General features: G+C 60.8%; 17 protein-coding genes and 1 pseudogene. 6 read left to right on the top strand and 12 right to left on the bottom strand.

Annotation, left to right across the window (positions count from 1 at the left end):
- Positions 1-1,075: YcaO-like family protein (locus X739_RS136945; protein ID WP_023796612.1), on the top strand; the 1,075-nt coding region annotated here is incomplete at its 5' end.
- A 36-nt stretch (positions 1,076-1,111) separates the two neighbouring features.
- Here the strand turns inward: X739_RS136945 and X739_RS136950 are convergent.
- The 11 genes and pseudogenes from X739_RS136950 to X739_RS136990 form a co-directional block, all read right to left on the bottom strand.
- On the bottom strand, positions 1,112-1,579 hold the full coding sequence (locus X739_RS136950) for a hypothetical protein (RefSeq protein WP_023796611.1): 468 nt from the start codon (positions 1,577-1,579) through the stop codon (positions 1,112-1,114).
- 30 nt (positions 1,580-1,609) lie between these two features.
- A complete protein-coding gene (locus X739_RS136955) occupies positions 1,610-3,229 on the bottom strand; it encodes a hypothetical protein (RefSeq protein WP_156940076.1) in 1,620 nt (539 codons plus the stop codon).
- 932 nt (positions 3,230-4,161) lie between these two features.
- Positions 4,162-5,013, bottom strand: coding sequence for a DUF1194 domain-containing protein (locus tag X739_RS136960; RefSeq protein ID WP_245273991.1), 852 nt, complete (start codon positions 5,011-5,013; stop codon positions 4,162-4,164).
- 104 nt (positions 5,014-5,117) lie between these two features.
- Positions 5,118-6,251: a hypothetical protein gene (locus X739_RS1000000169815; protein ID WP_156940075.1), complete on the bottom strand. Its 1,134-nt coding sequence runs from the start codon at positions 6,249-6,251 to the stop codon at positions 5,118-5,120.
- 228 nt (positions 6,252-6,479) lie between these two features.
- Entirely contained in the window at positions 6,480-6,770 is a 291-nt protein-coding gene (locus tag X739_RS136970; RefSeq protein ID WP_023796607.1) for a YdhR family protein, read from the bottom strand.
- Between the two features lie 84 nt (positions 6,771-6,854).
- The gene (locus tag X739_RS1000000167440; protein ID WP_023796606.1) at positions 6,855-7,079 is read right to left on the bottom strand and encodes a hypothetical protein; all 225 of its coding nucleotides are present in this window, start codon (positions 7,077-7,079) and stop codon (positions 6,855-6,857) included.
- Between the two features lie 20 nt (positions 7,080-7,099).
- Positions 7,100-7,561, bottom strand: a complete 462-nt coding sequence (locus tag X739_RS01000000166930; protein ID WP_023796605.1) for a helix-turn-helix domain-containing protein — start codon at positions 7,559-7,561, stop codon at positions 7,100-7,102.
- A 620-nt stretch (positions 7,562-8,181) separates the two neighbouring features.
- Positions 8,182-10,566 carry a xanthine dehydrogenase family protein molybdopterin-binding subunit gene (locus tag X739_RS136975; protein ID WP_023796604.1) on the bottom strand — a complete coding sequence of 795 codons (2,385 nt, stop codon included), beginning with the start codon at positions 10,564-10,566 and terminating at the stop codon, positions 8,182-8,184.
- Positions 10,563-11,006 (bottom strand): annotated as a pseudogene (locus tag X739_RS136980) (xanthine dehydrogenase family protein subunit M); the annotation flags it as partial. The gene X739_RS136975 and the pseudogene X739_RS136980, both read right to left, overlap by 4 nt.
- Before the next feature lie 84 nt (positions 11,007-11,090).
- Positions 11,091-11,924: an SDR family oxidoreductase gene (locus X739_RS136985; protein ID WP_031252656.1), complete on the bottom strand. Its 834-nt coding sequence runs from the start codon at positions 11,922-11,924 to the stop codon at positions 11,091-11,093.
- Positions 11,925-11,957: 33 nt separating this feature from the next.
- Positions 11,958-13,121 (bottom strand): NADH-dependent flavin oxidoreductase, encoded by a 1,164-nt coding sequence (locus tag X739_RS136990; protein ID WP_023796601.1) that lies wholly within the window; start codon positions 13,119-13,121, stop codon positions 11,958-11,960.
- Positions 13,122-13,232: 111 nt separating this feature from the next.
- Between X739_RS136990 and X739_RS136995 the strand changes: the two genes are divergently transcribed.
- From X739_RS136995 to X739_RS137005, 3 genes are all read left to right on the top strand, one after another.
- Positions 13,233-14,126 (top strand): LysR family transcriptional regulator, encoded by an 894-nt coding sequence (locus X739_RS136995; RefSeq protein ID WP_023796600.1) that lies wholly within the window; start codon positions 13,233-13,235, stop codon positions 14,124-14,126.
- Between the two features lie 389 nt (positions 14,127-14,515).
- A complete protein-coding gene (locus X739_RS137000) occupies positions 14,516-15,589 on the top strand; it encodes a DUF2817 domain-containing protein (RefSeq protein ID WP_023796599.1) in 1,074 nt (357 codons plus the stop codon).
- 473 nt (positions 15,590-16,062) lie between these two features.
- Positions 16,063-17,577, top strand: a complete 1,515-nt coding sequence (locus tag X739_RS137005) for a winged helix-turn-helix domain-containing protein (protein ID WP_198026196.1) — start codon at positions 16,063-16,065, stop codon at positions 17,575-17,577.
- Positions 17,578-18,032: 455 nt separating this feature from the next.
- Here X739_RS137005 and X739_RS1000000168985 read toward each other — a convergent pair whose 3' ends face one another.
- Positions 18,033-18,167, bottom strand: coding sequence for a DUF1127 domain-containing protein (locus X739_RS1000000168985; protein ID WP_084056640.1), 135 nt, complete (start codon positions 18,165-18,167; stop codon positions 18,033-18,035).
- A 223-nt stretch (positions 18,168-18,390) separates the two neighbouring features.
- On the opposite strand from X739_RS1000000168985, the gene X739_RS1000000171045 reads away from it, so the two are divergent.
- Both X739_RS1000000171045 and X739_RS01000000166925 read left to right on the top strand, forming a co-directional pair.
- Positions 18,391-18,603, top strand: coding sequence for a LysR family transcriptional regulator (locus X739_RS1000000171045; protein ID WP_023796596.1), 213 nt, complete (start codon positions 18,391-18,393; stop codon positions 18,601-18,603).
- Positions 18,604-18,638: 35 nt separating this feature from the next.
- On the top strand, positions 18,639-19,146 hold a 508-nt coding region (locus X739_RS01000000166925; protein WP_023796595.1), incomplete at its 3' end, for a LysR substrate-binding domain-containing protein.

Here is a 19,146-nt window from a genome sequence, read left to right as displayed (position 1 = left end):
GACCGGGCGCGGCCTGGACGAGGCGGGTTCCCGCGCCAGCGCGCTCGGCGAGGCGGCCGAGCTCGTCTCGTGCTCGGCGTGGGGGAACGAGACGCTCGTCACGGCACGCGCCGGTGATATTGGTCCGGCGGCGGTCCCGCCGGAAATGCTGAACGGCTTTTCCGATTCGCAGCTCGCGAGCCGGGCGTCCTGGAACGACCGCAATCGCGACTTCGACTGGCGCCCGCCACCCTGCGGTCCGGCCGCAGAGATCGACTGGCTCGAGGTGGAAGACGCCCATGGGGGGCCGCCGGCCTACGTGCCCGCCGATTTCGCCTTCATCGGCCGCAAGGCGGCAGGGGATGAGCGTGCGGTGGCGAGCGGCGACAGCAATGGTTGCGCCTGCGGCGCCAGCGCGGAGAGCGCCAGGCTTGCCGCAACGCTGGAGCTGATCGAGCGCGATGCCGCGGCGCGCTGGTGGTATGGCCGGCGGCAGAGGCCGGTGCTCGACCTCGCCATCCTCGACGACACCAGCGGACTGGTGTCATGGCTCTATGCGCGCAGGCGCCGAACCTGGCTGTTCGACATAACAACCGATCTCGGCGTGCCGGTGGCGGCGGCTGCCTCGTCCGAACGCGACGGCAGCGACGTTGCACTCGGCTTCGCCGCGAAGCCGGACATCCGCGAGGCGGCACTGGCGGCGATGACCGAGATGGTCCAGACGGAGTTGCCGCTCGCGGCAGCGCGGAAGCTGGGCGCCGATGCCGCCGACTGGACACAATGGCGGCAAACCGTGACGATGGCCTGGCCGCCCCTCGATCCGGTCGGTGCTCCGCGGGCGGGCGGTCCGCTTCGCTTGCCGAGCATTCCCCCGTCGCTTGACGCGCTGGTCGATGCGTGCGCACGGGCCGGCGTTCGGCTGTGGTTCGCTGACATGACGCGCGATGCCCTGGGAGTACCGGCGTTCCGCGCCCTTTCAGCCGAGCTTTGCCACATAAAGCCGCGGCTCGCCCGAAAGCGGCTGCTCGGGCCCGACCGCCATGATCTGGGCCCTGTTGTCAGCGCACCGGAGACCCAGATTCCGCTGAATGTGTGAGGCGAGCTCCGAGCGCCTGCGATACAGTCCGGCGATTCAGCGACACCTCTTGAGCAGAAGCAGACCAAAGAGAAACTCGCGCTTCTCGTCGGGATGTATTTGCTGGTCGGTCAACTTGGTCAGCGCATTGTTCAGATAGTCTTTGGTATCACCGGTATCCGGGTCGGCAGCCACACTGGGAACGGCCATCGTCACAACGTCGTTATTCGGATTGTCCTTTTCCGCTTTGACATTAATCTGCTTGTCCTGCCCGCCGGACTTGTAGAACACATGATTGGCTCCTCCAGTGTTTTTCACAAAAACCCTGTTATCGGGATTGAGGTCGTCCTTGTAAGTAACGATCAATCCGCTGCCGACGAGCCCGATAATGAAATCTTCAAAAATCTTCTGCCCGGGACCGTTCTGCGTCCAATAATTATGGAACAAGGCACCGGCTCGCTTCGTACCTTCGAATTCCTGGTCGTAATTCGATGTTCCTCCGTAGAACACCTTGAATGTCGACATATCTACTCCTCCTCTGGCAATGTGGGCGGGTCAACTGTCCAAAAGTCCGGAAAAAGCGATGAGGTCCGGAAGGGCGTAACTTTCCGACGAAGGATGAAGCCTGGGATCCGGACGCCACGGCTGCACGGACGGGTCCAGGATCGACGGTTCGGCAGCGCTGACGGCAGCGTGGAGCGTCTCCATCACGATGCGGCTCCCCAGGGGACCGAGCTTCAGCCCGCAACCTTTGACGGCCGCTTCCTTGAGCACGTAAAACCACAATGGCGTGGAATCGACGAGCCGCGCTGCTCCGCCTTCCGGCCGTTCGGTCAGAGCGTGGCGGACAGCCTGGCTCTCGCCGTCAAGCAGTTCCGGCTCGGTCAGCGGCGCGAAACCAGGAGGCGCGCGATCGCCGAGCTTTCCCGCGACGCAATGAAAGACATGTTGCGCGCTGCTCAGCTCGAGCAGGTAACTGCGCTGGAGCGTGCGAACTGCGAGATTTCTCGACAATGGCATCGAACCGGTCGTGTGCGGAAGGGCTTGCGGCCTGACCTGCCTGAGCTCAAATGCCAACCGCGTGTCGATCTTCGCTGCGAATATCGCGCCCTGGGCTTCCGTCAGACCGATTGCCAGGAGCCGGCGCCAATCCGCCACCCATTGGCCGCGCAGCCGGGTCATCGGCGTGATCGCGCTGTTGTAGGTATTGTCCCAAAAGGCACTGACGGTCGCCCCCGGGTTCCATGCGTTCCAGGGATACCGGTTGCGGATCATGCTGTGGCCGAACCGCGCGCAGGCCGCGGCGAATTCGAGGGGTAGCTTGAACCCGTCGGCGTCCACGTCGATGACGGCTCGACCGCGCTCCATCACGTCCTGGTAAATCACGTTGTCGATTAGCCGGCGGGCGTAGTCGTGAAGCACCACCGACTGGAGATGCAGTTGCGTCAGCCGCCTAGCCTCGTCGGCGTCGTCGCTGAGACGGCGCACAGCATTGAAAAAACGGATGAGCGCCATGTGGGTCTGGGCGAGCGCCAGGTTGCTGTCGTTGCGCCGGTCCGCGATGCACGGCATGCCATCCGTCGCACGTGGAAGGTCCAGCAATCGGCCGTCCGTCGTCTCGCCTACAGCCATGGGCGCCGGGCAGGCCTGGGAAGATGCCGACGCGCCTCCCGGCGGCATCGCACCAAATACGCTGTCGAGATCAAGGGTCGCGCTGCGAATATTCTTCGGCTTCGATTTCCCCGGTGTTATCGACGGTGTCATCGACGTAAGGTCATGGAGGACGAACTGCCCGAAGTAGGTGTAGCCCGCCGGGATCGTTCCCGTCTGATCGCCGAAATCGTTGAATTCCATTGCGTCCCCGAGCGCCTGAAGGAGCGCCAAAGGCGGGGCGGTTCCTTTTTCGGGGCGGCCGAAATAGCGGCGATAAGGCACAAGGACCTTGCGCGTGGAGGTCTTCGGATCCGCCCGGTCCTGGACTTCGACAGTCGTAAAGTCACGATCGATCCTGAAGCTGTGCGCGGGCAGCAGCCCATCGTCGTCGTAGAAAGCGATCGTCGATCCCTCGTCTTCGAAGACCGCGTACAAGCCCTCGCCGTGTCGCTCCGGCGCAATGACGATCTGCGCCGTCTCGTTCGACAGCGTATCACCCGAATACACCGGAGAGCTGCTCATCCCTCACCCCCTCGGGAGCCGCCGAGCGCTAGTCACTGATCGCGTTGCACCGCATACGACCGACTGGGACGTTTGAATTGTCGCCAAATAGTCCTTCAAGGCAGCAAAGGAACCTGGAATTCACTTTGCCTCGCCGGCCAATGCGACCATGCAATACTCAAACCGACAGCTTTGCAATCGGATTTTCATCGGCCCCTCCTCCTCACGGCGATCGCAAAGCGATCGCGAGGATCTGGAGGAATGGTAAGGCCCGCTTGCGCTCTATCGGTACCGCTGATGGGGCGACTTGGTGACGGGTGCCATGAAGCGCGAGGCGCTGGCGAGTTCGCGCCCTCCTCCCTGCTAGTTGGGGGAAGATAGTAAGGCCCGTTCCGCACTTCGCGGAACCGTTCACTCGTGGAGGGGTGCGAAAAGCGCGCCATCGTCCTTTCCATGCCGCAGCGATCGAGAAGCCCGTCCGCCGGATAACATTCGCGGCATTACTGGCAAGGCCCGAAGTGGCGCCACCACGACCTCCAGCGCGGTCGCCGGCGATGTCAGCTTTCAGGAAACGGCAAAGCCGATCTAGACGGCTGACATGAGGCGTAAGGCGAGATTCACGGCGCCGCCAGCAAAACCAAAGCTCAAAAAACCCCTTGCCAGCGGAGAGCCGTCCATACACGGCCCCATTTCGGTCATTGGAAAATTGGCTGATGATGATGGGTTTTGGCACTTATGGTGATTTCCCATCCATCATCGCTCGCCGTTTAATTTGCCACACCATCAGCACGAGCGGCACGCCAGCAAATTCTGGAGCCAAGTGCCGCGCAAGCTTAGGCGCAGACAGACGATCTAGCGGCTGGCCAGAACGCCGAGGTCGTCTCTCCCAGGTGCCGGTAGTGCATCCACGAGAACAGAAAGAGGCCACTTAAACCGTCAAGCACGGCTGTGGGCTACCGCGCGTTGGTTCCGATCATGGAGCAGTCGAACACCGGGCCGCCTGGCAAATAGGACACGAGCCTGGGTCGCGTGGCAAGGCCAGCGATCTCCCGAACCAGTTTTTTCCGAATGGCGCCTTCGAATAGGTTGAGATCGTCAATCCCAATCACGAATGCGTCTGGCCCGCCGATGACGCAATGCTCGTAATAAAGACTCAGATAGCGCGCGCCATAGGATTGAAAGGCGTTGGAACCCCCGCGCCGCAGCGACACGGGCAGGCCGTTGATCGTGATACCGGAGCCTGTCAGTCTATCCCGTATCGGCGCGACCGGCAGGCCGGCATTGTTGGGGCCATCGCCCGATATGTCGATCACCCGGCGCGCGCCTGCGGTGTGGCTCTGCGCAAACAGGTCACCCGCCGACAGAAGGGCACCCGAAATGGAAGTGCCTGGCTGTGAGCCGATCGGGTCCATCGCCAGGGCGTCGGCAAACCGTCTTGCGTCGGCGTAGCTACCGACAATCGTCCAGGGCAGGACCACGCGCTGGTAGTTCGGGCCGGCCCATTCGAGATACGAAACCGCGACCTTACCGCGTTCGCCCAATCCTATGGCCCTTGCAAGGTCCGGATGCCGGAAAGCGTTGACGTAGCCGTCGCGCTGAACCTGCTGCTCGGACAAGCTCATCGAGGATGAGACGTCGACGGCGAGGACCAGTTCAAGATCGACGTCGAGCGTTCCGGGTTCGGCCGTCGCCGATGGTGAACTGGGACTAATAGCGAGGAGCGCCAGTGCGATGATCCATGATCTTGCCGGCCGCCGCATCTTCGGGGGGGCAAGTCGAATTTTCCGGCTAAACGATTTTGCCATCCCGCACTGCCCCCGGCGCCACTGGCGCGATCTCGGCGATCCGATGGGGAAGTGTGAACCGGCAAGCAGCCGCGCGCTTCACCCGATTGGGTGAGGGACGCCACTCAGTGTCGTGAAGGCAAGCGCGATAAGAGTGCCGTGAGTTCGGCCTGGCGATGCGTTCCCGTTTTGGCGAGGATCGCCCGGAGTTGAGTTCGCGCGGTTTCACGGCCAATCGCCAATCGGGCGCTGGCCGCATCGATTCCGTCGCCGGCTGTCAGGCTTGAGGCCAGCCGCGCTTCGGCGGCCGTGAGCTGAAATGCCTGGCCAAGCAGTCGGGCCGATAGCGGCCGTTCCGCCACAAGATCGGTGAAGCAAAGCAGAAAGTCGCCGCCATTGAACAGGTCGCGCACGAACGAAGTCATCGGCACAACCTCGGCAAGAAGCCAGAACGATCCGTCGCGGGCGATGACTTCAGGCTCGACCAGGCCCGCCCGGTCCAGTGGGCCTGAGACGGCAGTTCCGATCATCCGCTGCAGACGGGTATCGCTCTCCCGATCCGCTGCGTGGATCCGGCCATGGCGAACCAGAAGGCCGGAGCCAAACAGAGCACCCGCATGCTCGTTGCAACGCGTCAGGCAGCCACGATGATCAAGCAGCGCCGCGCCAAAATTGAATTGGTCGAGGACCGCCAAAGTCGGGTCTAGCGAAATCTCCCAGATATTCTCGGCAAGGCTGATTATCCGCCTCAGGTCCGGCACCACCCGGAGGAAATGGTCAGCCTCGGACAAATCAAAGGCCCCGCTGCGGGCATCGCGGAACATCGACAGGAACCATTTGTGCTTTTTCACCACAAAGTAGACAGCTGCCCACCACTCACGGTGCCCAGGGCGAGCTATTTCCTGATAGTAGGGAAGAAGTCTTCGCTCCTCGGGGGTGGTGAGTTCGTCCTCGACGGTGAAGCAGGTCGCGGGTTTCGCCAGCAGCCTCAATCTCTCGCAACGAGGATCAGGGGCACCTTCGATGTTCTTGAGCCAGAGAGCTGTAAATTCAGCATGTTCCGTCGAGTCCGGCGTCGGTGTGGTCCGCTTTCGCTGGTCGCTCCGGAAAGGGTGGGTATCGTCACAGGCGCGGATGACACAACTCGTCGCGCCTAGGGCATCGGCAAGGTTTTGAAGCGCCTCCGGCCACCGCCCAAATTCGAAAGCGGCGTCGTAGCAATTCTCGATCGCGGACGCGATTGCCCGAGTGGCAGCCATGCGGTCCTACTCTGGTGATGGGCTACGACACGCTTTCAAAGTAACATGAATTCGGCAAACCCGGAATGACCCGCTGGATCATCGTTCGTCAGACCTGCGAGTGAGGCGGGCCTCTCACCGCGCTCCTGCTACTGCTCGACTGAACTGATTTTACACGCGCGCGACAGCGGGAGACGTTTCGTCCCGTTATCTTAACTGCCAGATGCGCGCTCCCAACCTCCCAGAATACTAATTCACCGGGCCGCGTGTGGCGGCCGTGAGTTCCACGATCACGTCAAACGCCTTGATGCTCAACGTCGGGTCACCTTTCATCTCCGCAATAATTGGCCCGTCCACGAAGGCTTGCACTGCGAATAGGTAGATCCCGCCGGCTTCGCTTTGGACCTCGTTTATGATCCAGACCTTCCATCGCAGGCCAAGTATGTCCGCGATGGGTTGAGCATAGGGCAGGTTTTCTCTCTGATATTCGGCCCTCGGCCCATTGAGCTTGTAGTTGATTTGCAGGATTTTGGCCGGCATGTGTTTTCTCCCTTGTTTTGGGTAGTAGGCGTTGCACGGTTATGAGCGACCCGCCATGCATGAGGCTGCAACCCCAGTATGGTTTCAAGAAAGCGGGACGATTCCTTCGAGCGCCGCATAGACCGAGGTTCGCAGCCAACGGTCCATGTTGCGAGCAAGCCAGGGGTCGCCGCTCAGGACAAGGCTGCCTTTTTCTTTCTCACGATCGATGCTGGAGCGGCCCTCCAGGATAGCCCCCAGCGAAACAACGCCGGTCTCGACGTAAAGGTCGACGTCCCGGCGGGGGTCGAGCGAGCATAGCTCGGTCAAGTCCGCGCCAGGCTCGACTACTAGCCAGTAATGGGGGCACTTCGGTGGGGATCGTCGCGGAAATGGAAGCGAATGACGGCGCGCCGCTGCGGCAGTTCAGCGATGTCGATTTTTCGCCGCACGAGCCACATGAGGGTCGAAACATCCACATCGGCGAGCGCGATCTCCGCTTCGATGTTGCATTGCGCCCATTCCGCCAGCGCGTTCATCGCCGGCTCAAGCTTGATGGATTTTTCCGTGCGGAAATAGGCGATGGTGCCCGACGCCTTGTCCTCGAGGCGCTCGATCAGGCCCCGCGCTTCCATCTCCTTGAGCCGCCTTGACAAAAGCGCGGTCGAGATGCTGCCTAATCCCTTGCGAATGTCATTGAAGCGGGTCGATCCGTTCCAGAGCTCGGCAAGGATTTGGATCGTCCAGCGCGGCTCCAGGAACTCGCAGGCGCGCGAGATCGGGCAGATCAGTCCGTAAGGTCGTCGCGTCATCACGGAGCGCTCCTTTGCCGCAAGCTAGGCCTTGCGGAGGACCAAGGCCAGTTCACAATCTGAAGCGGAACGCTTCCGAATCCGCGCTGAGTCCCGTCTTTCGGTGCGCAAGCAGATTTTTCGTGATCGGGTCACGACTTTCCTTCCGCGAGGCGCAACTCGAGCTATCGAGACACTGGTCTCACGGTTCGTGCTATTGCTTCTTGGACTGAGGAAAAACTGGCCGCCGTCGGCCCTCATCGGCCTTTCCCTGCCTCGATCATCGCGCTCCGTTCAATTAGCCACAATGTCAACATGGACCCGCCGGAGAGATGAGGCTGGAGCCATATCTGAGGCAACGTGACAGGGACCGCATCGGCAGCTTCGCGCCTCATGTCGGTCGCGGAGATCAGCTTTGTGCCTTTCTGAGACCAGACATCGCCTTTGGCCACGCTACATAAAGCGAGCACTGCATGAGCGTACTTATGATTCTGGCAATCTCGGATTTGGAAACTCCGGCTGTTTCCGGAGCCTTTGCGTGCGCCAAAGGCGCGAGATTAGCCGTCCAGCTTGCGTTGGTTTTAAAAGCGCAACTCTTTGAATGCTCCCCTGTTCGCGCAGCAAGGATCACCAGAGGCACATCAAGCCAGTTTCTCAAGCGTGATAGGAAGGCTTCGAATGCGTTTGCCGGTCGCGTGGAAGACGGCATTCCCGATGGCTGGGGGGACACCTACGACACCGATCTCGCCGACACCTTTGCCCCCCAGAGCAGTTGCCTGCATGTCCGGAATACCAACCGAAATCACCTTGATGTCGGGCACATCGGCATTTACGGGAACGGCGTAGTCCGCGAAATTCGCATTCGCAACGCGTCCGTCTCGCTGGTCGACATACCCTTCTTCGAGCAGAGTCTGTCCAAGACCCATGGTCATGCCGCCGATCCATTGGCTCTCAGCCAGTTTCGGATTGAAAATCCTTCCGCTGTCGAACGCCGCAACCATCCGTTTGACACGAACCGTGCCAAAGTCCTCATCGACGCGAACTTCCACAAATTGCGCGCACCAGCTATGGGCTGAGACACCACCCTCCAGCGCGGCTTTCAATTGCGCGAAACTGCGGTCTGCCCCGTTCTTCATCTCCTCGGTGGCGTCGGGGACGAAGGTATTGCCCTCGACTTCCAGTTCGTTTTTGCCGACAGCCTGCAGCAAATCCGCAATGCTGATGCCGCCGGTCAGTCGACGGGTTGGCCGCAGTGAGCCGTTCTCGAAAGTGAGATCGTTCACCCTTGAGGCTGCCAATGGTGACTTGGGGTCCGATGCCGCCAGCGCCAGCAGGACGTCGCGCGCGTTTTTCGCCGCCCGGTCGACGGCACCCGTCAGATTATTGGCCTGCTGGGAGCCGCCGGCGAGCGCAGATCTCGGGAGTATGGTATCGCCCAGCCGCACCGTGACGGTCTCGACGGGGACGCCCAGGGCATCTGCCGCGGTCTGGGCAAGAATGGTATAGGTCCCCGTTCCCATATCGGTGCCTGCGCTGAGGACTTCAATTTGCCCGCTGGCATGAAACACTATCTTGGCTTCGCTGGCGGTGCGGATCATGGGATATGAGCCGCCGGCCATTCCATAACCGATCAGCTCGCGGCCTTTGCGCATCGAGCGGGGCAGAGGATCGCGGTTCCACCACCCGAAGGCTTCCGCGCCTGCCGCATAGGCTTCCCGCAGCTGTCGCGTTGTCCACTGCATGTTGCTGCTGGGATCGAAATCCGCCCAGTTGGCAAGGCGTAACGTGACTGGGTCCATGTTGAGCGCGTAGGCCAGCTCGTCTATGGCGCTTTCGAGTGCATAGGCACTGGGGTTTTCGCCGGGGCCCCGTTTCCAGCCAGGCTGGACCGTGTTGACCGGCACGACGTTGAGACGTGACGAGAAGTTCGGGGTCGCATACATGATTTTCGTCACATTGTTGCAGGCCTCGACATGGACTTCGTCCATCGCCGTCTCGTTCCAGCTCTCATGAATGATCGAGCTTATCTTTCCGCCCTTCGAGGCGCCAATCGACAGGGTCTGCCGAGTTGCCGGTCGGCCGCCAAGACCGGTGAAAGTCTGCGGTCGAGTGAGAGAAACCTTAATGGGCCTGCCAAGCCTCCGCGAGGCTGCGCAAGCCAATCCTACATGCGGATGTGCACCGATCTTGGACCCGAACCCACCGCCGACGTAAGGCGAGATCACCCGCACATTCTCGATGTCGATCCCGAGCCATTCCGACACGACGCTTCGTGCCCCGCCAACCCACTGGCTGGGCTCCCAGACGGTGATTTTCCCGTTCTCCCAGGAAGCGATGCACGCATGCGGCTCCATCGGCACGTTGTACTCGCGTGAGGTCGTGTAGGTGACGTCTACCTTGACCTCGGCATTGGCCAATGCTGTCGCCGCATCGCCCCATGCGGCACCCATCTCATCAATGGGCTGCGCTTTTGCCTTGGGATCGTTGATGTCGAGAATAGGGTCGCCGCCCTCATACTCGACCTTGAGAAGGCTTGCCGCTTCCGTTGCCTGTTCAAAGGTTTCAGCGACCACGAGCGCGATGTGCATGCCGTTGAAGCGGACCACATCATCCTGAATTGGGGTAAATTCCTCGGTGGCTCCGCCGCCCTTGCTGTAGACGGTCGGCTTGTTGAGCTTCAGGGAATTCTGCGCGGTATAGACGTCCAAGACGCCCGGTAGAGCCTTGGCAGCCGAGGTATCGATATTGACCACACGCCCTGCCGGCCGCGTCGATTGGACGGTAACGCCATAGGCTAAGTTCTCCAGCTTCTGCTCGATCGCATAGCGCGCCTCGCCGGTTACTTTCAACGGGCCTTCGGCCCGCGACAGACGCGCACCGAGCACAGAGCCCGTGGATTTGGCGGGATCGCTTGCAAAAGCACTTTCGCCCGACAAGCTAACCCCAGCGGTCGCCACTGCGGCTGCGCCTGCCCCGAGTTTGATGACCGTACGGCGATTGATTTCAACCTCGTTATGGAATGTCATACGATATCTCCTACCGTCATCAGGGCGCGTGCTACGACCTTCGGTGTCAGCTCGATTTTGAACGCATTTTGTCCGCTCGACTTTGCGCCATCGACAGCGGCTGCAGCAGCGGTACGGAGCGTCGCCTCGTCGAGGGTCTTTCCCTTGAGCGAATCCTCTACAGCGCGCAGGCGCCAGGGTTTGGTGGCAACGCCGCCAACAGCAATGCGCACATCGCGGATCGTCTTGCCGTCCGCTTCCATCTCGATACCGACGGCGGCACTGGCCGCCGCGAACTCATAAGATGCGCGATCGCGGACCTTGAGATAATGGGAGCGCTTCAACGCGGCCGAACGCGGGATCTCGATCCCGACGATCATCTCGCCTGGCGCCAACCGGTGCTCGAGATGCGGTGTCTGTCCTGGAAGCAGGTAAAACGCATCTATTGGGATGCGGCGTTCCACAGATTAGCCCCCAGAATTCGCATGAGCCTATCGATGGTGCTCATGAATAGACCTGCGACAATGGCAGTGCTGGACGCGACGTCAGCTGTCGAAGGCCAGTGAGCTGGATAGCTCCTCATGGGCGTCGACCTGTTGCTGCAGCAGAGCGAGTTTCTGCCTGACCATTCCAAGAGCATCGGCGCCGGCGATGAACCGAAGGGGCAGCTCAGGCCTGTCGACCAAAGTGATCAACGCCTGCGCGAGTTTGGCCGGGTCGCCGACTTGCTGACCGTTCGCGGCTCTCCAGCCCGTTATCTGCTGGGCGCGACGTTCGCTGTAGTCGCTCACGGATGACGGAGCATATTGAGTGGATTCGTCCGTCAGTAGCTCTGTGCGGAAAAACCCGGGGTTCACGATCATGGTTTCAATGCCAAACGGCGCCACCTCGGCTTGCAGCGACTCGATCCAGCCATCCACGCCGAATTTTGCCGCGGCGTACGCAGAACAGAACTCGAAGCCGACCAGACCTGCCGTCGATGAGATTGCAATGACCTTGCCAGAACCCTGCGCGCGCATCAGCGGCAGGACTGCACGGGTGACATTCATGGCCCCGGTCAAGGTGGACGCGAGCTGAAGTTCGATATGGGCCGGAGTCAGGTCCTCGAAATAGCCCGCATAGAACCCCGCGGCATTGTTGACGAGCACATCGAGGCGACCAAAGCGGTCGAGGGTTGCCTTCACCGCAGCGTCGGCGTCGGCTGGCTTGGTGACGTCCAACGTCACGACCAAAAGATTGTCCGACTGGCCGATCGCCTTGGCGACCCGATCGGGGTTACGACCGGTCGCAACGACTTTATCGCCGATGGCTAACACCGCCTTGGCAAAGTCGAGGCCCATGCCCCGTCCAGCGCCGGTAATCATCCATACTCTACTCATAGCCGTATCCTTCCTGGCCAGTATCTTTTCAGTTTATGCAGCGTTGGCTTTTGGGACGTCTGTCTCAGCGGCGATCTTGAACCACCCGGTGGCGGACTGAATCACACCCCACAGTTTCGCTGGAATCTCGATGCCCAGAACACTCGACGCCCGGATTTCGGTCTCGATCAGATCATCGCGGCCGCTCTTTGCCAAATCGACCCACTCCGGGTTCATCACCAGTCCTTGCCCAACCGCGACGAGCGTGAGGCCTTTGTGCAGGGCGACTTCGGCCTGAAAAGGCGTCCTGACCTGGCCCGCGGCAACGACCGGGACCCGACCGCTGGCTCGGCGCGTGATCAGGCCAGCGATGGTGTCGCCCTCGGGCGCCTCTATAGGCCTTGCCTCGAGAACGCTCGTCAGCGATGCGTGGATGTAGTCCACACTTTCATCGATAAGACATTCAATCAGCTCGTACGTGTCGGCGATACGCAAGCCACCTGCCTCGGGTTCCTCGGGTGACACCCGGTAGCCCACGAGGAAAGGGCGGTTCGCATGTGCCGCGACCACTCGCTTTACTTCACGTACTACGGCGACTGGCAAACGCATCCGATTTTCGAGCGTGCCGCCCCATTCATCGCCACGCTGATTGTAGAGGGGCGAGAAGAAGTTCTGGATCAGGAATCCGTGAGCACCATGCAGTTCGATGCCATCGAAGCCTGCCTCAATGGCCCGTCGTGCCGCCTCGCCAAAGGCGGTAATGATCGCGAGGATTTCGTCATTCGTCAGTGCACGTGTCTTCACACCGCCCGGATTGAAGGGTCCGGGCGGGACTTCGAGCGCACTGGCGCTGACGACCTCGCCGCCGGGTATAAGTGCCGGCACGGCCTTGTTCCCGGCGTGGAAGATTTGCAGGACGGCCAGGGCCCCGCCGCCTTTGGCCGCTGACGCCAGCCGAGAGAGGCTCGGGGTGAAACGGTCGTCGTAGGCGGCGAATTCGCCCGTAAAGCCGATGCCGTCGGGCAAGACATGGGTGCAGCCTGTGAGCACAAGTCCGACGCCAGTCGCCCGACGCCGGTAGTAGGCGATCTCCGCATCGGAGACTGTTCCGTCGTCGTTGGCCGACCATGTGGTCATCGGTGCCATGACAATCCTGTTGTCGAGGCTCAAGCCGTTCGGAAATTGGAATGGCTGGAATATCTGTCGTTTGGTGTCCACAGGGGTTTCCCTTTCGACGCGCGTTTCGCTGTCTCTGAGGGTGAAATAGGGAATAGGACTCGATATGATTAGCCGCTACAATCCGCATGAAGTTAGAAATGGGCTTGATAAATGAGGCGCGGAGATTTCAGCGAGCTGGCCGTCTTCATCGCCGTAGCAGAGGCAGGCAGCTTCACACGCGCCGCAGCAAAACTCGGTCTGTCGCAGTCGGCGCTCAGTTACGCTGTCAGGACGCTGGAACAGCGCCTGGGAGTCCGGCTGATCTCACGCACCACACGCAGCCTGTCCGTGACGGAAGCTGGAGAGCGCTTGCTGCGAAGCCTACGACCGGCCTTCGATCACATCGAAAACGAGATCGCCGCCGTCACCGCCCTACGCGACAAGCCCACCGGCCTCATTCGCCTGACGACATTCCGGTATGCTGCCAAATCAGTGCTGTGGCCCGCCATCGCCAAACTCCTGCTGGAGTATCCGGATATCGAAGTGGAATTGAGCCTGGACGAGGGGCTGGTTGACATCGTTGCAAGCAGATTCGACGCCGGTATCCGGATCGGTGAGCAGGTCCAGAAGGACATGGTGGCAATAAGGATCGGCCCGGACCTACGCATGGCGGTGGTCGGATCACCCTCGTATTTTGCCAACCGAACCGTTCCCAAGACACCGCGCGAACTTGGGGAACACAGAGGCATCAGTTACCGTCAGAAGACCGGCGGCGGGCTCTTTGCTTGGGAGTTCGAGAAAAGCGGGGAGGAACTTGAAGTCAGGATGAATGGCCCACTTGTCATCAATGACGGTGAAATGCTGGAAGCTGCGGCTCTTGACGGGCTCGGTTTAGCATACACGTTTGAAAGCCAGGTTGCTCCGTTCATCGCAGACGGACGCCTTATCCGGGTACTGGAAGACTGGTGCCAACCCTTCGCAGGCTATCACCTCTATTACCCCAGCCGACGCCAACACACTGCAGCCTTCGCTCTACTTGTCGAGGCACTCCGTCTCAAGGCGTGAGAGGAGGCAAAAAGGCACTCAAACATGCCGCTCTACCTTGGCATAGTATGAGTTATGCTTCCCTCATATGCACAACCTCGCGGGACGTCCAAAATCGGGGTTCCCCCACTCAGGCACAACAGGCGCGCCTTGGCAGCTCGCCCTAGTAAAGGTCTCAACTTACCCGACGGACTGCGTCGCGGCGAACGTCCGGTTCCAGAATTCCTTTAAGCCGCCATTCCGCTTCCGGCCCGAAGCTGCCGGACGGCAATGCGCCTCATGGGAGTCATTCCTGCGGTCCCGTCCATTCACCAAAAGCGGACATCATGGCGCGGTGATAGTCACTTACGCCGGATTGCAGCTTCTTCGCCTGCGTGTCACGATTGAGCCTGCCAACGCCGGAGGGACCGATGGAGAGCTTCTCCGATAGCTATGCCGAGGCGCGCGGCAAATTTCTCGTCGCCTGCGCTGGGGTTGGTGCGCGGGTGACGAGCTATCCGCGCGAGGGGCTTCTGGGCGAAATCGGCGAGGCGCTTGCGACCGATGTCGCCTGCCTCGGCCCGGAGGCGGCGCGGCGCGCGGCGATCGTCATATGCGGCACGCACGGTTCGGAAGCCTTTGCCGGCTCGGCGATCCTTACCCGCTGGCTGTCAAACACCTACGACAGTCCGCTGGACGTCCATGTCGTGTTCGTGCACGCCATCAATCCCTGGGCCTTCTCGTACCGCACGCGCACGGACGAGAACAACGTCGACATCAACCGCAACTTCCCTGCAGATATTGCCAGCCCGGCCGCGGAAAATCCGGCCTATGACGCAGCCGTCCACCTGTTGCACACCGATCCATCGGACGCGGCCCGTGCGCTCGAACTGCATCGTGCCTACAAAGCCCATTTCGAGGCGCATGGGTGGGCGCAGGAGGGCCTGATCTGGCAAGGGCAGTGGCATCGGCCAGATGGCTTCATGTTTGGTGGGCGGGCACCGAGCTGGTCGAACGTGACGTTTCGTCGGATCGTGCGGGAACATCTTTCCAGTGCGGCCACGATCGGCTTCCTAGACTGGCACACTGGGATCGGTCAGTTCGGCGAAGTCGTGCACCTCATCTTCGACGAGCCGGAAAGCGCAGAGCATCGCGCCGCTGCCGGCTGGTGGGGGCTCACGACGAAGGACGATGGCGTCTTCAAGACCGGCATCAAGCCGAAATACCGCGGGCTGCTGTGCCAGGCAATCCGCCAGGAGCGACCCGACGCACGGATCGCCGGCGCGGTCATTGAGTTCGGCACGGCCGACGACTATCAGATCTTCCGCGGGGACCTGATCGACCGCTGGTTACGTTTCGAGGGCCGCGACCATCCCGACGCGAACGCGCTGCGCGCAGCCCATGTCGACACCTGCTGCCCGTCTGATATCTCCTGGCGCCGGCTGGTGGAGGCGCGTGGCCCAGAACTGATCGACCAGTTGCTGGCAGGGGTCGCAGGATGGTGAGGGGTCGGGATCGAACGACGTGCGCCCAGCACCGCCTACCGCGACGATACCTCAGAATGGCTGGGCCAAAGCAGGGTCTTGGCCTGATCGCGCGGACGACTCGTTCCGCGCACGGAATTTTCTTCTTAGCCAATGGGCAATCCTATGCGCCAAAGGCAACCTCGCTCCAAGGCGAGAAGCGCGCGGCGGAGTCATCAGAGCCTGCTGCTTTCTATAGTCGGCCAGATACCGATCAAGCGCGCCTTGGAACTCTGCCTCACGCCCAGACCGAGCAATCATACACGGTCTGTCTAGATTGGTATCAGGATCAAGGTTGGAGGGGATTTTGGTCATCGCTGGCTCTCCCTTTGCGGGGAGAAAGATGACCGGGCCGTTGGCGCGAGTCTTTGAGCACTCGCTTAATAGTTCCGAAAGCCGGCGAAAAGTTATAAACCATTCTCATGTCTGGGCAGAAGCTTGTGTTTGGACCTTTCGTGCTCGACGCGCAGGCGGGCTCACTGCTCTGCCGGGGGGAATCTGTCGCGATAAGCTACCGCGCCGTTCGCCTGCTGATTGCTCTCTGTGAGCGTCCGGGCGAAGTGCTGAGCAAGTCGGATCTCATCGAGGCTGCGTGGCAAGGGGCGGCGGTCGAGGAAGGCAATCTTGCAGTCCAGATTTCGGCGTTGCGGAAGCTGCTGGGACAACCACCCAGCGGCAAAGACTGGATCGCGACGGTTCCCCGTGTGGGCTATCGCTTCACAGGTCCCATTGAATGCTCGGCAACTCTAGGTTCCGATCACGCGATGAGAATTGAGGACACGCAGGCCGACAGTCGGCCATCAATCGCCGTGCTCCCGTTTTCCAATCTCAGTGATGTTGCCGGCCAAGACTATTTTGCGGACGGGGTGGTGGCCGACATCATTACCGGCCTGTCGAGGATCAAGTGGCTGCTGGTGATCGCTCGCAACTCCAGCTTTGTTTACAAGGGCAAGTCCGTTGATGTTCGTCAAGTCGGGAGCCAGCTAGGTGTCCGCTACGTGTTGGCAGGTGGGGTGCGAAAGGCCGGCAATCGACTGCGAATTAATGCCGAGCTTCTGGATGCCGCCACAGGTGCACACCTTTGGGCCGAGCGCTTTGACGGCGACCTCATGGACGTTTTCGAACTGCAGGACGACATAACCGAAAAGGTGGTAGCAGTCGTCGAGCCGAGCGTCCAAAAATCCGAGATAGAACGGTCCCGGCGGAAGCGTCCTGAAAGCCTGGATGCTTACGATCTATATCTTCGAGCCGTACCATACACAGCGTCGCAGATGCCTGCTGATGCGCGAGTGGCTATGCAGTATCTCGAGAGCGCCCTGCGTATTGATCCCAACTATGCAGCAGCTCATGCCCTGCTTTCATGGTGTCACGAATGGTGCTTCGCGCGGGGCGGTCTCGGCGAGCACGATAAGTTGGCCGCAATTGAACATGCTCGCGCAGCGCTTGTCAGCAGTACGGATGACGCCGCCGCACTCGCAGTCGCGGGGTTCGTCACGACGATGCTGAGCAAGGATCATGCGGCGGGCCTGACCGCGACTGAGCGTGCTCTTCACCTGAACCCCTCTTGCGCCACAGCGATGTATCTCGGTTCGCTCACAAACGCGTTCGCGGGTCGTCCGACTGTGGCGACCGCTCTGGCAGAGCGGGCGTTACGGCTAAGCCCCTTCGACCTCCTCGCCTACCAGGCTCACTTTGCGCGCGGCGCGGTAGCGATGCAGTCTAAGCGTTATGCCGACGCGGCCTTGCACTTGCAGACAGCGCTGCAGCTCAATTCCAACTTGAGTTCGCTCTACTTCGCTGCTGGGGCTGCGCTCGCAATGTCCGGTCAGCTGTCCGATGCCCGGTCCTTGGCCCGAGTTGGCCTGCAGATGGAACCGACGTTCCGGTACCAGATGTTCTCTGAACTCATGGTCTCGGAACTCGCGGACAAGCTCGCCGAGGGCTGTCAAAAACTGGGGCTACCTAAATAGGAGATATGCCCGCAAGGGGGAAGGCCGGCATTGCCAGTCCTTGAACGCCTGGATTCGCTCGCTGTGTCGCTTTGGGGCCAGATCCTCCTCTTACAAGTTCCGCCGAACGAACGTCCGAGAAGGGTCAAGTCACGACATCGGATCTTATAGGTTGAAGGTCCGATATCGCTCTTCCCTGGCCGCAAGCGGACCTACTGCTCCCGGCCCCAAAGGCGACGTCCGAGTAAAGGCTTGGGATGTCTGTAGTTGGCGTAACCCGAACCGAGCGAGCGATGGCATCGTTATGATCTTGTTTGGACAGGCGAGCGAACTGTAAACTGCCCGCAACAAGGCCATTTCGTTGAGAGCCGGCCGCGTCTGTTCGATGCCATCACGCGCACTTCGCTGGTGCGGCTCTCGTGGCGCGGGCGGTCCGTGAAATCTGCTTCGCTGATCAGACGGCGATGCGGGGGCGACTAGGCCTGCCAAGGCCATTTTGCGCATTCGTTCCGAACCTGAGTACGACTAAGACCCAGGTCTGCAAGCTGATGGTCTTCGAGCTCGGCCAATTCTTTGCGTTGGCAATGGAGTTGGATCCAGCGCGCTACCATCAGATCGCTCCTGTCACATTGTTGGCGATGTGACGGACATGTGTCGGCAACGTCGAAGGCCTCCGCGCCTCAGCCAGCGGGTGATTGAACATTTCTCATCCTTTCGCGGCATCCATGTTGACCTGTGGCGCTGAAATGCGCCAATCTACTGGCGTGTGCAAAGCATCGTTTCTCGTGCTAGCCCCAATTTTCCTCATGACGTGGTGCTAAATTGGCTCGCCGGTTGCCATCGCTAAATGCCCTCAAAGCCTTCGAGGCGGCGGCACGCCATGAGAGCTTCACCAGGGCGGCGGAAGAGCTGTCCGTGACCCAGGGCGCGGTGAGCCATCAGGTGAAGGCGCTCGAGCTCGAATTGGGCATCAGGCTGTTCGATCGCGAACGTCAAAAGCTNTCGGCACGCAGCGCATCCAGCATCTATCACGGGCCGGAGCGCTGACGGTCAGCACGTCGCCCGACTTTGCAGCCAAATGGTTGGTCAACCGCCTTGGCCGGTTTGCCGAGACACATCCGGCCATCGATCTCAGGATTTCCGCAACCATGCATCACGTCGACTTCGCCCGAGAGGATGTCGATCTTGCGGTGCGGCATGGGGATGGCAACTGGGTGGGGCATGACGTTGTCCACCTGTGCTCCGAGGAACTGTTCGCGGTCTGTAGTCCCAAACTGCACCAGCGGATGCGCGAGCCGTCCGATGTGCTGAAATTTCCGTTGCTGCATCTTGATGACCGAAAGGACTGGTCGCAATGGCTCAAGGCCGCTGGCGTGGTCGATGCCGAACTCTCCCACGGACCGGTCTTGAACCGCGCCAGCATGGTCATAGACGCCGCTGTCGACGGCCAGGGCGTCGCACTCGCCCGCACCACCCTTGCGGCGTGGGACCTCATCAACGGGCGGCTCGTCAGACCGTTCGCCACGGCTCTGCGATTGTCCAAGACCTATTGGATCGTGTGTCCCAAGGCGACGTCGATGCTGCCCAAAA

The sequence above is a fragment of the Mesorhizobium sp. LNHC209A00 genome (genome assembly GCF_000502915.1).
GTDB lineage: Bacteria > Pseudomonadota > Alphaproteobacteria > Rhizobiales > Rhizobiaceae > Mesorhizobium.
The sequence above is the reverse complement of the archived record's forward strand: the minus strand, read 5'-3'. Positions and strand labels throughout refer to the sequence as shown.